Annotated in this window: 7 protein-coding genes and 1 CRISPR repeat array (1 of these 8 cut by a window edge); of the genes, 5 read left to right on the forward strand and 2 right to left on the reverse strand. The window is 64.3% G+C overall.

Annotated elements, in window-relative coordinates:
• Window positions 1–404: direct repeats of the CRISPR family, unit length 35 nt; unit sequence GAGGAAATCACGAAAGGCCGGATAGGGATTGCGAC; it begins 675 nt to the left of the window's first position.
• 116 nt (window positions 405–520) lie between these two features.
• Together HY896_10640 and gltB are read right to left on the reverse strand one after the other, a co-directional pair.
• On the reverse strand, window positions 521–1,957 hold the full coding sequence (locus tag HY896_10640) for a glutamate synthase subunit beta (protein ID MBI5576804.1): 1,437 nt from the start codon (window positions 1,955–1,957) through the stop codon (window positions 521–523).
• The gene (gltB, locus tag HY896_10645) at window positions 1,950–6,527 is read right to left on the reverse strand and encodes a glutamate synthase large subunit (GenBank protein ID MBI5576805.1); all 4,578 of its coding nucleotides are present in this window, start codon (window positions 6,525–6,527) and stop codon (window positions 1,950–1,952) included. The genes HY896_10640 and gltB overlap by 8 nt, the downstream gene beginning before the upstream one ends.
• 353 nt (window positions 6,528–6,880) lie before the next feature.
• Here gltB and HY896_10650 point away from each other — a divergent pair, with 353 nt between their 5' ends.
• The 5 genes from HY896_10650 to HY896_10670 are packed head-to-tail and all read left to right on the forward strand — an operon-like array spanning window position 6,881 to window position 13,909.
• Complete coding sequence (locus HY896_10650) at window positions 6,881–7,342, forward strand: hydrogenase iron-sulfur subunit (protein ID MBI5576806.1); 462 nt, start codon at window positions 6,881–6,883, stop codon at window positions 7,340–7,342.
• A 1-nt stretch (window position 7,343) separates the two neighbouring features.
• Complete coding sequence (locus tag HY896_10655; GenBank protein MBI5576807.1) at window positions 7,344–8,288, forward strand: methylenetetrahydrofolate reductase; 945 nt, start codon at window positions 7,344–7,346, stop codon at window positions 8,286–8,288.
• Window positions 8,281–9,684: a hypothetical protein gene (locus HY896_10660; protein ID MBI5576808.1), complete on the forward strand. Its 1,404-nt coding sequence runs from the start codon at window positions 8,281–8,283 to the stop codon at window positions 9,682–9,684. The genes HY896_10655 and HY896_10660 overlap by 8 nt, the downstream gene beginning before the upstream one ends.
• A 47-nt stretch (window positions 9,685–9,731) precedes the next feature.
• On the forward strand, window positions 9,732–11,255 hold the full coding sequence (locus HY896_10665; protein MBI5576809.1) for an alpha-hydroxy-acid oxidizing protein: 1,524 nt from the start codon (window positions 9,732–9,734) through the stop codon (window positions 11,253–11,255).
• Window positions 11,252–13,909 (forward strand): glutamate synthase, encoded by a 2,658-nt coding sequence (locus HY896_10670; GenBank protein ID MBI5576810.1) that lies wholly within the window; start codon window positions 11,252–11,254, stop codon window positions 13,907–13,909. The genes HY896_10665 and HY896_10670 overlap by 4 nt, the downstream gene beginning before the upstream one ends.
• Window positions 13,910–13,911 lie beyond the last annotated feature (2 nt).

Consider the following 13,911-nt stretch of genomic DNA (forward strand, 5'->3'; position numbering starts at 1 on the left):
ATAGGGATTGCGACCACACCTGCCCCTCCAACTCGGCAATGCGGGCGTCTTGAGGAAATCACGAAAGGCCGGATAGGGATTGCGACTTTGTGTTCCAGAGAGGAACCACACAGAGCACACAGTGTCAGAGGAAATCACGAAAGGCCGGATAGGGATTGCGACGGGCGTTAGCGGCTGTCAGCAACGCGGGACGTATTGTGAGGAAATCACGAAAGGCCGGATAGGGATTGCGACCACAATCCGCCAACCCTTCGCGTCGTAATCCGGCTTGGAGGAAATCACGAAAGGCCGGATAGGGATTGCGACGGACATCGTTCCCGGAAGGAAAGGGATAATTCCCTTGCCGGAAGCGGGTTTGTGAAGGGTGCGGAGGACATTACGAAAGGCCGGATAGGGATTGCGACATGCGTCCATCCGGCGCATCTGACCTGCGACAGAAGACAGGAGGATCAACGAAAGGTTAATAGGGATTGCGGATTTTACAGGTGATAACGTGATGTGGACGGTAGCGGCCCGGTGACTATTCTTCTGGAACGGTAGCGAGGTAGCGGTCGATGCCGTCCGCCGCGAGGCGGCCGTCGTCGATGGCGCGGACGACCAGGGACGCACCCAGCTTGGCGTCTCCGGCCGTGAAGATTCCGGGGGTTGAGGTCATCCGGTTTTCGTCCACCTGGATGTTTCCCCGCGGGTCGATCGCAAGGGAAAAGTCGTTGACCAGCGGGCCGTGCTCCACGTGGATGAAGCCCATCGCGAGCAGCACGAGGTCCGCGGGCAGTTCGAACCCGGAGCCCGGGATCTCCCGGAAGTTAGAGCGGCCGGATGCGTCGGGCGCAGACAACTCGGTCCGGACGCAGCGAAGTTTGCTTACATGCCCGCCTGTGCCCATGAATTCCTTCGTGGAAACGCTCCAGGACCGCTCGCAGCCTTCCTCCTGGGCGGAAGATGTCCGGAAGACGTTGGGCCATGTCGGCCACGGGTTCGTCGGCACCCGCTCGTCGGGGGGCTTCGGAAGTATTTCGATCTGGTGGATCGACGACGCCCCGTGGCGCCTGCTCGTCCCGATGCAGTCCGAGCCGGTGTCGCCGCCGCCGATGACCACCACGTCCTTTCCGGCTGCGTTGATTTCATCGAGGGCCGACGGTTCCCCGCCGATCCGCTTGTTCTGCTGGGTCAGAAATTCCATAGCGAAGTGGATGCCTTTGAGGTCCCGCCCCGGAACGGGAAGGTCCCTGGGAACCGCGGCGCCCGTGGCGATGAGGAGGGCGTCGTAGGTCCGGCGAAGGTACCGGGCGGAAATGTCCTTCCCCGCGTTGACGCCCGTTTCGAAGACGACCCCTTCGGCCTTCATCTGCTCCAGGCGCCTGTCGATGATCCATTTTTCGAGTTTGTAGTCCGGGATGCCGTAACGCAGCAACCCGCCGGCTTTCGGCGCCTTCTCGAATACCACCACGCCGTGCCCCTTGCGGGCGAGCTGCTGGGCTGCCGATAGCCCCGCCGGGCCCGAGCCGATTACCGCCACCTTCCTGCCTGTCTTGAACTGCGCCGGTTCCGGGACGATCCACCCCTCGTTCCATCCCCGCTCGACGATCTGCAGCTCGATGTGCTTGATCGTCACGGGAGGCATGTTGACTGCCAGGGTGCAGGCCGGCTCGCAGGGGGCGGGGCAGACCCTCCCCGTGATCTCCGGCAGGTTGCAGGTGTTGTGGAGCAGGTCGAGCGCTTTCCTCCATTGTTTACGGTAGACCGCGTCGTTCCACTCGGGGATCCGGTTTTTCACCGGGCAGCCGAGGGCGTGGCAGAAGGGGATGCCGCAATCCATGCACCGGGACGCCTGTGCCTCCAGTGTCTTGCGCGGAAGCATCCCGTCGATCTCCACGAAGTCCCTGATACGCTCGGCGACGGGGCGATAGGGAGGATTCTCGCGTGGGAATTCCAGGAAGCCGGTCTGCTTACCCACGGTACACCTCTTCGGTGGCCGAAAGGGTTTCGGCCTCGTGGAACTCTTCGAGCTGCATCCGCTCGAGGACCTTACGGTAATCGACGGGCATGACCTTGACGAAGAGCGGGAGGCGCGATTCCCAGTCATCCAGGATCATCTTCGCGCGGGCGCTGCGCGTGTAACGGAGATGGTTTTCTATCATCGTCCGGAGCTGTTTCGCATCCTCGGGCGCCCACACGCTTTCGACGTCCACCATGTCGAGGTTGCAGCGGGTGTCGAACAGCTCGGTCTCGTCGTAGACGTAGGCGATCCCTCCGCTCATCCCCGCCGCGAAGTTGACGCCCGTGCGGCCGAGAACGACGACGATGCCGCCCGTCATGTACTCGCAGCCGTGGTCGCCCACCCCCTCGACGACCGCTTTCGCCCCGCTGTTGCGCACGGCGAAGCGCTCGCCCGCCACCCCGTGCAGGTAAAGCTCGCCGCCCGTCGCCCCGTACAGGACGACGTTGCCGGCTATGATGTTCCTGTGCGGCAGGAAAGCTGCGCCGGGAGGCGGCGTGACGACGATCCGGCCGCCGGACATCCCCTTTGCGAGGTAGTCGTTCGCGTCGCCCTCGACCCGGATGGAGATTCCAGGTGCGAGGAAAGCGCCGAGGCTCTGGCCCGCCGAGCCGGTGAAGCGCAGGTCGATGGTGCCTTCCGGCAATCCCTGAGCGCCGAATCGTCTTGCAACCTCTCCGGACAGGCGGGTCCCTACCGTCCGGTGGACGTTCCGGATCGGCATCGCGATACGGACGGGCTGCCCTTTCACGAGAGCGTTCTCCGCCTGGCGTATCAGTTCGACGTCCAGCGCCGAATCGAGGTCGTGCTCCTGCGGCCGTATGCGGCGGCGCACTCCGTTCTCCGGATCGCCCGCCGGTACGAGGATCGGTGAGAGATCCACCCCTTTCGCCTTCCAGTGGTCGACGGCCTGCTGCACTTCGAGCATGTCCACCCGCCCCACCATCTCGTCCACCGTCCGGAAGCCCAACTCCGCCATGATCTCCCGGAGTTCCATGGCGACGAAGCGCAGGAAACGCTCAGGGTGCTCGGGCTTCCCGGCGAACATCGCCCGCAACGCGGGATCCTGGGTCGCCACGCCGACCGAACACGTGTTCATGTGGCATTTCCGCAGGAGGATGCAGCCAAGGGTGACCAGCACCGACGTTCCGAACCCGAACTCCTCGGCTCCCAGGAGCGCCGCGACGGCCACGTCCCGTCCCGTCTTCAGCTGCCCGTCGGTCTGTACGACGATCCGGTCGCGGAGCCGGTTGAGAATAAGCGCCTGCTGCGTCTCGGCGAGGCCGAGCTCCCAGGGGAGCCCGGAATGCTTGATGGAAGTGAGAGGCGACGCCCCCGTGCCGCCGTCGTGGCCGGAAATGAGGACCAGGTCGGACTTCGCTTTAGCGACACCCGCAGCGACCGTCCCGACACCGACCTCGGAAACGAGTTTCACGGAAACTTTCGCATCGGGATTTGCCGATTTCAGGTCGTAGATGAGCTGCGCGAGGTCTTCGATGGAGTAAATATCGTGGTGCGGCGGCGGGGAGATGAGCGTCACTCCCGGCGTCGTGTGCCGGACCCGCGCGATCTCGGCGCTGACCTTGTGGCCCGGGAGCTGGCCCCCCTCTCCGGGCTTCGCCCCTTGCGCCATCTTGATCTGCAGTTCGTCGGCGTTGATCAGATACTCGATGGTGACGCCGAAACGGCCCGAGGCGACCTGCTTTATCTTCGAGCGGAGACTGTCGCCGTTGGACAGCGGAACGTACCGCGCGGGGTCTTCCCCCCCTTCACCCGAGTTGCTCCGCCCGCCGAGCCGGTTCATCGCGATGGCGATCGTCTCGTGGGCCTCCTTGCTGATCGACCCGTACGACATGGCCGCCGTGACGAAGCGCGGGGTGATCTTCTCCACCGGCTCCACCTCGTCGATGGGCGCCGGCTTCATTTTCCGGAACCGGAAGAGGGAGCGCAGGGTAGCCCGCTGGCGGGATTGGTCGTTCACGATGGCGGAAAATTCCTTGTAGACCTTGTAGTCGTCGGTCCGCACCGCCTGCTGAAGCTTGTAGATCGCCTCCGGCGGCCACAGGTGCTTCTCTCCGCCGACCCGCGTCTGGTAAATCCCGCCGGGATCGAGGAGCCGGGCGACCGGACCGCCCTTCGGCCAGGCGCGGCGATGGCGGGCGTTCGCCTCCATCGCGATCTCGTCGAGCCCGATCCCGCCGATCCGCGATGCGGTGCCGCAGAAATACCTGTCGACGACGGCGCGCCCGATCCCCACGGCCTCGAATATCTGCGCCCCGAAATAGCTCCTGATGGTCGATATGCCCATCTTGGAAAGAATCTTAAGAAGCCCTTTCTTGACCGCGGTGACGTAGGCGTCCACCGCGTCTCCGGGCAGGAGAGGCTTTTCGAGCAGTTCCCCCTCCGCCATCGCCCGGACGGTCGAGAAGGCCACGTAAGGGCAAACGGCGTTCGCCCCGTATCCGACGAGAAGCGAATAGTGCATGACTTCCCGCGCTTCCCCCGTTTCCACGATGATCCCCGCGTGGGTACGCAAACCCCGGCGGATCAGGTGATGATGAAGCCCCGAAGTGGCCAGCACCGCAGGAATCGGCGCCCGGTCGGGGCCGATGTTCCGGTCGGTCAGCACCAGGAGGGTCGCACCTTCCGCAATGTGCTTGTCCGCCTGCACGAACATGGCGGCCAGGGCCGCCTTGAGCGAGGCTCCATCACCCTCGGCCGGGAAGAGAATGTCTATCTCGCGGGTCACCACGTCCGGGTGGGACGCGTTGCGCAGCCGGACCATGTCCTCCGGCGTGAGGATGGGGTGGGGGATCTTCAGCATCCGGTAGTGGGCAGGCGTCTCGTCGAGGAAATTCTTCTCGCGTCCGACGAAGGACCGCAGCGACATGACGAGCTCCTCGCGGAGCGGGTCGATCGGCGGGTTCGTGACCTGGGCGAAGAGCTGCTTGAAATAGTTGTAGAGCAGGTGCGGCCTGTCGGAAAGGACCGCCAGCGCCGCGTCGTCCCCCATCGAGCCGACCGGCTCCTGCCCCTGGGACGCCATCGGGGCGATTATCAGCCGCAGGTCCTCTTCCGTGTAGCCGAAGGCGTGCTGCTGCTGCATGAGAACGTCCGGATCTTCCGGATGGATCTCCGGCGGAGCGAAGAGTCCCCGCATCTCGATCTTGTTGTCCTTGACCCAGTGGCGGTACGGCCTCTGCCGTGAAATCTTCGCTTTTATCTCGTTGTCGGGGACGATCCGCTTTTCCTTGAGGTCGACGAGGAACATCTTGCCGGGCTGCAGCCGTCCGCGCTGGACGATCTCGTCCGGGTCGAAGTCGAGCACCCCCGTCTCGGAGGCGAGGACGATCAGGCCGTCCCGTGTAACCGTGTAGCGGCAAGGCCGCAGGCCGTTCCGGTCCAGCGTGCCTCCGATGTAACGGCCGTCCGTGAAAACGAGGGCCGCCGGGCCGTCCCAGGGCTCCATGAGGGCCGAATGGTACTCGTAGAACGCCCGCTTGTCCTCGCTCATCTGGTACTTGGGGCCGAACGCCTCCGGCACCATCGTCATGACCGCGTGCGGCAGCGAGCGCCCGGCCATGACGAGCAGTTCGAGCCCGTTGTCGAAGATGGCCGAATCGCTCCCCGATTCGATCAGGACAGGCCGGATTTTCTCGATGTCCGCACCGAAGAGGTCTGAGGCCATCTGGGCTTCCCGAGACCGCATCCGGTTTATGTTCCCCCGCAGCGTGTTGATCTCCCCGTTGTGCGCGAGGAACCGGAACGGATGGGCGAGATGCCACGTCGGCAGGGTGTTGGTGCTGTACCTCTGGTGGACGATGGCGAACGGACTCGCGAACAGGTCCACTTCGAGGTCCGGGTAGAATTGCGGAAGCTGGGACCCGGTGAGGAGCCCTTTGTAGACCAGCGTTCTGGAAGAAAGGCTCGAAATGTAGAACTGGCTGTAATCCGCGTCGTCCCGCCCGCCGATCGACTTCTCCGCGAGACGGCGGATCACGTAGAGTTTCCGCTCGAATGCATCGGTTCCGGCATTCCCCCTGTCGAGGAAGCATTGGGAGATCTCCGGCTTCGTGCAGCGGGACAAATCCCCCAGAAGTCCTTCGATATGAGGCACTTTTCTCCAGCCGAGTACCGGGTGCCCTTCCTCCCGTGCGATGCGTTCCAGCGTTTCGATGCAGCGCTGCGCGAGCTTTCCGTCGGAAGGGAGAAACACCATGCCGACCGCATAGCTTCCTTGCGGGGGAAGGGCGAAAGGAAGTCCGGCGAGCCGGAAGAAGGTGTCGGGAATGCGGACGAGGATGCCCGCGCCGTCGCCTGTCGACTTGTCTCCCCCGATTGCGCCCCGGTGCTCGAGATTGACGAGGATCCTGATTCCCTGTTCGACGATCGAGTGGCTCGGCTCCGCCGAAAGCGTTGCGACGAATCCGACCCCGCAGGCGTCATGCTCCAGCGAGGGGTCGTACAGGCCCCGGCGTCCGGGCGTCCCGGCCGCGTTGCGTTCGAAATAGTCGTTTCCGTCAGTCAATATGCCGGCCTCGGTATGTGAAGTTGGAATCTTTCATTATAACCGCGATATCTCCACTGCGCCGGGAAACCTCCATTTGTAGGTTGTTTGGCGACCGGGAAAGCATAATGCGGCGATTCCTTTCGACGGGAACAATGATACCACACCGGATTCCCGGCGTAGCGGATGATGACGTCAATTTTCCGCCGCACCCGTAAAATCCGGTTTTCAACACACCGGATCTCTGTTACTATTCAATTTTTTTTAGAACCAAACAGGAATCGTATGCAGCTGCTTTCCCTTTCGATCAAGCTTCGGCCAGCCTATGTCGCCAGGGATGCCGCTCCCCTCATTCGTGGGGCAAGGAAGGGAAGATGACACCGTCCGCGTCTCCGGACATCGTCGTATATATCTGCTGCAACTGCATTGCGAAGGAGGCCCGGCTTCCCCGGCAGTGGCAGGAGAACGGCGCGCACGTGCTTGTGCGGGAGATGCCTTGCAGCGGGAAAATGGACGCCCGGTATCTGTTACACGCGTTCGAGGGCGGAAGCCGCGGACTTTGCGTGGTGGCGTGTCCCAAGGGCGAGTGCCGCCTGGCCCAGGGAAATTACCGGGCGGAGATCCGCGTCGGCGTCGTCAGGCGGCTTCTCGCCGAGATCGGCGTCGAGGCGGAGAGGGTCGAATTGCTGCACGTATCCCCGAACGATCCGCCCGACCGGCTCGAGCCCGTTCTGCGTGACGCGGTGCGGCGTATCTGCTCATTGGGGGCGATAACTCCTTCAGCACTTAATTCGGCGGGCAAGGCCGACAGCGCCGGGTCCGCACCGGGCGGGTGACATGGAAACGGAAAAGACCGATTTTCAGAAGCATATAGAATCCGGGAAACCGGTCCTCCTTGCGGAATTGTCTCCTCCCAGGGGAGCCGATCCCGCCCCGTTGCGCGCCGCCGCCGGGCTCTTCGCGGGGAAGGTGCATGCAGTCGGCATCAACGACAACCGCGACGGAGTCCGCATGTCCGCCCTGGCCGCCGCGTCGCACGTTCTCGCCGAGGGGGTCGAGCCGATCCTTCACATCACGACCCGGGACCGGAACCGCATAGCGCTGGCTTCCGATTGCCTTGGCGCGCAGGCCCTGGGCGTACGCAACCTGCTCTGCGCCACGGGAACGCACCAGACCCTCGGTCCCTTCCGCCGCGCGAGGAACGTGTTCGACATCGACCCGATCCAGATGCTCGAAATGATCGAAGGGCTTGCCCGCGATGCATCGCTGTTGGGTGAGGACCGCATCGACGGAGCCGGGCCGTTCTGCCTGGGCGCGAAGGCCTCGCCGTACGAGGACCCGATGGGGCTGCAGGTCATCAGGCTTGCGAAAGCCGTTGCCGCCGGCGCGAAATTCATCATCACCCAACCGGTATACGACATCGAAAGGTTCGAATTCTGGTGGGCGGAGGCGACCCGGCGCGGCCTGCATGAAAAGGTCGCCGTCATTGCGGGAATCCGCCTGCTGGCGAACGCGGATTTCGCGCGGACATGCGCCGCAAGGCGCCCCGATCCGAAGATCCCCGCCGCGCTTCTCGAGCGCATCACGGCGCCGGGAGACCGGAAAGGTCAGCGCGACGTCGGGGTGGAGATCGCCCTCGAGACGGTCCAGCGTCTTTCCGGCCTCAAGGGTTTGCGCGGTTTCGAAGTCCGCGTCGACGAGGACACCGACCTCGCCGTCGAATTCCTGGAGAGATCGGGTCTGGAAATAGACCAGGAATGGAAATCGGCGCAGCGTGCCTGATAAATACCATATCCATACGGAACACGCCCCGCCCCGTTTCCGGCCGGTGGGGAAGTTCGGCATCGTGGATTGGCGGGAGGACTGCGCGGGCTGCCACAACTGCGTGAAGCGCGCCTGCGCCTACGGGTTTTACAAGGACGAGGCCGATACCCTGCACGGCGAGATCGGCTACCTCGATTACATCTACCAGTGCAAGGGCTGCTTAAGCTGTGTGCAGGACTGCACGAAGGGAATCCTGACCCGCGTCCTCAATCCCGAATACAACCGCATCGGTGACTCCTACTACACGCCTTCCATCGTCCTTTCCACCTGGTTCCAGGCCGATTCGGGCCGTATCCCGGTGTCGGGGGCCGGCTACGGCGGGCCGTTCACCGGTTCCGGGTTCGATTCGATGTGGACCGACATGTCGGAGATCGTGCGGCCCACGCGTGACGGCATCCACGGACGGGAGTACATAAACACTTCCGTCGACATAGGGCGGAAGAACGACCACCTGGTTTTCGTAAACGGCGAATTGGCGGCATCCCCGCCGTTGCTGGAGATCCCCCTGCCGGTGATTTTCGGGGCTCTCCCCGCCCGCTGGCTCCGCGGAGCGGCGCCGGAAGCCGTTTCCGGGGCGGCTGCCGAATTGGGATTGATGTCGGTCGTGCCCGGCAACCTGGTTCCGCGAGGCCGGTCCGTCGAATCCGAAAAGATCGTCCCCCTGCTGAACACTCCGGAATCCCTTTCCGATCCGGCATTCGCGGCCGCGGAAATGATCATCGTCCCGGACCGTCCCGACATCGGCGCCGTGCGGGCCGCGCTTAAAGACAGGAACGGGCGGCAGGTGGTCGCCATCGCCCTTAACGCCTCGGCGGGCACGGCGGAGCGGGCCGTTGCCCTGACGCGGGAAGGAGCCGAAGTCCTTTTCCTTGTTTTCGATTCCCACGGCCGGGAAACCGCTCCAGCCGGGCCGCGACATATGCGCGACGTCCTGCGCGAAGTGCACGTCGCGCTGGTCAAGGACGGGACGCGGGACCGGGTGACGCTTATAGCCTCTGGGGGGATCGCCCAGGCCGAACATATGGCAAAGGCGATCATCTGCGGAGCGGACCTGGTGACCGTCGACATACCCCTCATGATCGCATTGGAATGCCGCCTTTGCGGCGAGTGCGACCGGGGAGAGCCATGCCCGGTCGCCTTCGACGAGATCGATCCGAAGTTCGCCGCGCGGCGGATGACCAACCTGATGGGGGCCTGGCATTCGCAGCTACTTGAGCTGATGGGCGCAATGGGCATGCGGGAGGTGCGACGGATGCGCGGCGAGGTCGGCCGCTGCATGTTCTTCGAGGACCTGGAGCGGGAAATCTTCGGTCCGTTGTTCGGGACGCGAAAAAAGGAAGGTGCGAGGGCGTGAGCGCCCCCGGTGCGAAGATGGCGGAACCCGGCTCGGCGTCTCTCCGCATGCCCGAGGAATTCCTCGACCGGCGCGGTTACGCGGATGTCGCGCGGGACGTCCGGCCCGCCCTGCCCCGCTACAGGAACGAGATCGGGAGGTTCAGCGTGCATCGGGCGTCGAACTGCATCGCCTGCGGCCGCTGCGTGGAAATCTGCGCGCACGACGTCCACAAGCGGCCTGAAGGGTACCGGCCCGTCACCCGCCCGCTGGATTACCGCTGCATCGGCTTCGACTGCGCCGGCACCGGCGCATATTGCATCGACGCCTGCCCGCAGGGGGCGCTGTCGCTCGCGTCGAACCCGGCGTTCGATACCCTGGGCGACCGGCGCTGGACGCCGGACCTGATCGCGAGCACCTGGCGGATGGCAGAAACGGGTCATGCGCCGCGACACGGAATGGAATGCGAGACGGGGGGAAGCGGCGGCGGTTTCGACCGGATACGCATCAGGTTCCCGGAAGCTCCGCCCGCAGGCCTTCGCCGGGAGGACATAAGCACGAAGCTGCTGCTCAACCGCCGGAACGACTCGCGGCCGCGGCTTGCGATCGACGTCCCCTGGTACGGCGGCGGCATGTCGTTCGGCTCGACCAGCATCAACACGATCCTTAGCCGCGCCCGGACCGCCAAGGCCTGGAACACCCTGACCTGCACCGGCGAAGGGGGATACGTCGACCGGCTGATCCCGTACGCCGGGCACGTGATCACGCAGGTGGCGACGGGGCTTTTCGGCGTGCGCGAGGAGACGATCCAGCGGGCCCCCGTCGTCGAATTCAAGTACGCCCAGGGGGCCAAGCCGGGGTTGGGAGGCCATCTTCTCGGAGACAAGGTGACCCCGCCGGTCGCGGCGATGCGCGAAGCGGTAGTGGGATTCCCGCTGTTCAGCCCCTTCCCCTTCCATAGCGTCTACTCCGTGGAGGACCACAAGAAGCACATAGACTGGATCGCCCACGTCAACCCGCGCGGGTTGATCTCCGCAAAGGTCTCGACGCCGGTCGACGTGGACATGGTGGCGGTCGGGTCGTACTACGCGGGGGCGCACATCGTCCATCTCGACGGAAGCTACGGCGGCACCGGCGCTGCGCCGAACATCGCCAAGAAAAATATCGCCATGCCGATCGAATACGGGATCAGCCGGGTCCACAGGTTCCTCATGGCCGAGGGGATACGCGATTCGATCACCGTCATCGCCAGCGGCGGCATCCGCACGCCCGCCGACATCGTCAAGGCTATCGCGCTCGGCGCGGACGGAGTCGTGATAGGCACGGCCGAGCTGATCGCGGTGGGTTGCATACGCTGCGGAAACTGCGAGAGCGGCTGCGGCTGCCCGCGGGGGATCACCACCACCGCCACCGGCTACTGCGACAAGGTTTCCATCGATTGGGGGACGCAGCGGCTGGTCAACCTGTACAACGCGTGGCGGGAAATGCTGGTCGATATCCTTTATAGGCTGGGATTGGAGTCCGTCTCCGCCCTGCGCGGCCGGACCGATCTCCTTTTCCATCTCGATTACGAGCCGGGAGACGGGGAATGAACCGCACAAATCCGCCCGCCGGGAGAACCCGCATCGACCTGCCTGATGCGCTTCTCCGCGCACGCGCGGAATTCCGGCCGGAAGGTGAGTGGCGCAGGACGCCGCCCGAGGCGGAGGGGGGCTGCGGAGTCACCGGTTTCGCATGCACCGTGCCGGTCCGCGGCAAGCACATCTACGAGCCGTCGAAGCAGATGCGCAACCGGGGAAACGGCAAGGGTGGCGGCATCGCGGCCTGCGGTCTCGTGGCCGAGGACCTCGGCGTCACACCGAAAGTGTTGAGTGAGGATTACATACTCCAGGTCGCTCTTCTCGACTCGGCCGCGCGCGGCGAAGTCGAGCGGAAATACGTCGAGCCGTTCTTCGATATTGACCACGGCGGTCTCATTCCGACGGTGGACGACTACCGGGAAGTGCCGTTGCTCGAGGTCCGGCCGCCCGACGTCGCACGGTACTTCGTCCGGCCGAAGCCCTGCGCGCTCGAACGGTTCGCCGTCGAGAAGGGGTTGGAGGGCCTTTCCGAAACTGAACTCGCGGAGGAGTTCGTCTGCCGGAATTCGCTGCGGCTGAACAGGGAGTTCTACGCCTCCCTCGGAGAGAAGCGCGCCTTCGTCATGTCCCACGCCCGCAACCTGATCATCCTGAAGATCGTCGGTTACGCGGAGGCTTCGGTCCAGTACTATCGCATGGAGGATTCGCGGGCCCACGTATGGATCGCCCACCAGCGCTTCCCCACGAAAGGGCGCGTCTGGCATCCGGGCGGCGCGCACCCGTTCATCGGCATGAACGAGGCGCTGGTCCACAACGGCGACTTCGCCAACTATCACTCGGTCTGCGAATACCTCGCGCAGCGCAACATCTTCCCGCAGTTCCTTACCGACACGGAAGTATCGGTCCTTCTCTTCGACCTGCTCAACCGCGTCTACAAGTACCCGCTCGAATACATCATCGAGGCGATGGCTCCCACCACGGAATTCGATTTCGACAGGCTGCCCGAAGAGAAGCGGCGGATCTACCGGCAGATCCAGGCGATGCACATGCACGGCTCGCCCGACGGCCCCTGGTTCTTCATCATCGCCCGCAGCCTGGCGGCGGAGGGGAAGTTCCAGCTGATCGGGATCACCGACACCGCGATGCTCCGGCCCCAGGTGTTCGCGCTCCAGGAAGGGGAGGTCTCGATCGGTCTCATCTGCTCGGAGAAGCAGGCGATCGACGCGACCCTGGCGAGCCTGGCGACCGAAGACAAGCGCTTTACGCCGATCGCCGACCGGTACTGGAACGCCCGCGGAGGCAGCCATACCGACGGCGGCGCGTTCGTCATGACCGTCTCCCCGGCTGAGGGCGGGAACGGCGCGGGGTATTCGTTGTCCGTCGCCGACAAGTTCGGCACTCCGCTTTCGATCGACCGCGAAAAGGAACGCTGCGACCTTTCGGCGCCCTGTCGCCTTCCGGACGAGACGCGGAAAGAGGCCGCCCTCATCGCGCAGGCGGTCGCCGATCGCGCCCCGAAGGTCCTGTTCGAGCACCTGCGAGGCGCGGCCGCCGGATGGGACTTCGACCGGCTCCGCTGGTTCGCCGGAGAAATCGCAAAAAAAACCGCCTTCGAAGCGCCCTCCGTCGGGATCGAAGCGCTGACGCTGGCGATCGACCGCCGCTACCCGACGGGCCGCAAAAAGAGGAGCTCCGTACTGACAATCTTGCGGAACGCATTGGAGGAGATCTTCTCGGCGCAACCGCTCTTCGGGGAAGGCGCCGCGGAAGGGACCTGCCGCAGGATCACGTGGAAGACGCGGGACCGGCTGCGCGGCCCGTCGGGAGCGGAGACCACCCTGCTCATGGATGCGAGCGGTTTCGAACCCGAGGGACCCGATTGCGACGCAACGCTGGCGGTGCGGGCCTATCGACTGGGATGGCGGCATCTTGTGCACTTCAACAGCCGCGGGACGCGCTTCCACGCCGCCGGGTTCGGCCCGAAAACGGACGGGCTGCTCGTGGAGTGCTACGACAACGCCGGAGACTACCTCGCTTCCGGCATCGACGGGCTTACTGCTGTCGTCCACGGCAATGCGCAGGATCAGCTCGGCCAGATCACGAAGCGCGGCAAACTCGTCATTTTCGGCGACGTGGGGCAGACGTTCCTCTACGGCGCCAAGGGCGGCGATTTCTACGTGATGGGGAACGCCGCAGGCCGTCCGATGATAAATGCCGTCGGGAAGCCTCGCGGAGTCATCAACGGAACGGCGCTCGATTTCCTCGCCGAATCGTTCATGGCGGGTAATCCGCACGAAGGAGGCGGTTTCGCCGTCGTCAACGGCGTCCGGTTCGACGAAGACGGAAAGGTCATCCCGCTGGATACGCCGTATCCGGGGAGCAATCTGCTATCCCTGGCGTCTGGCGGCGCGATCTATATTCGCGATCCGCACCGGACGCTGGTTCCCGAACAATTGAACGGCGGGAAGTACGGGAAGCTTTCCGAGGCGGACTGGAAGTTGATCCTTCCTTATCTCAAGGAGAACGAAAGGTTGTTCGGCGTAGAGGTGGAACGGGACCTCCTGACGGTGGACGGAGCCCTGCGCGATCCCGGTGAGGTCTACCGGAAGGTCATGCCGGCCAAGGACGCCGAGGCGGAGTTGGAAATGGAAGGGTTGGGCGCGTAGCG

The organism is Deltaproteobacteria bacterium (genome assembly GCA_016218975.1).
GTDB lineage: Bacteria > Desulfobacterota > Deferrimicrobia > Deferrimicrobiales > Deferrimicrobiaceae > JAENIX01.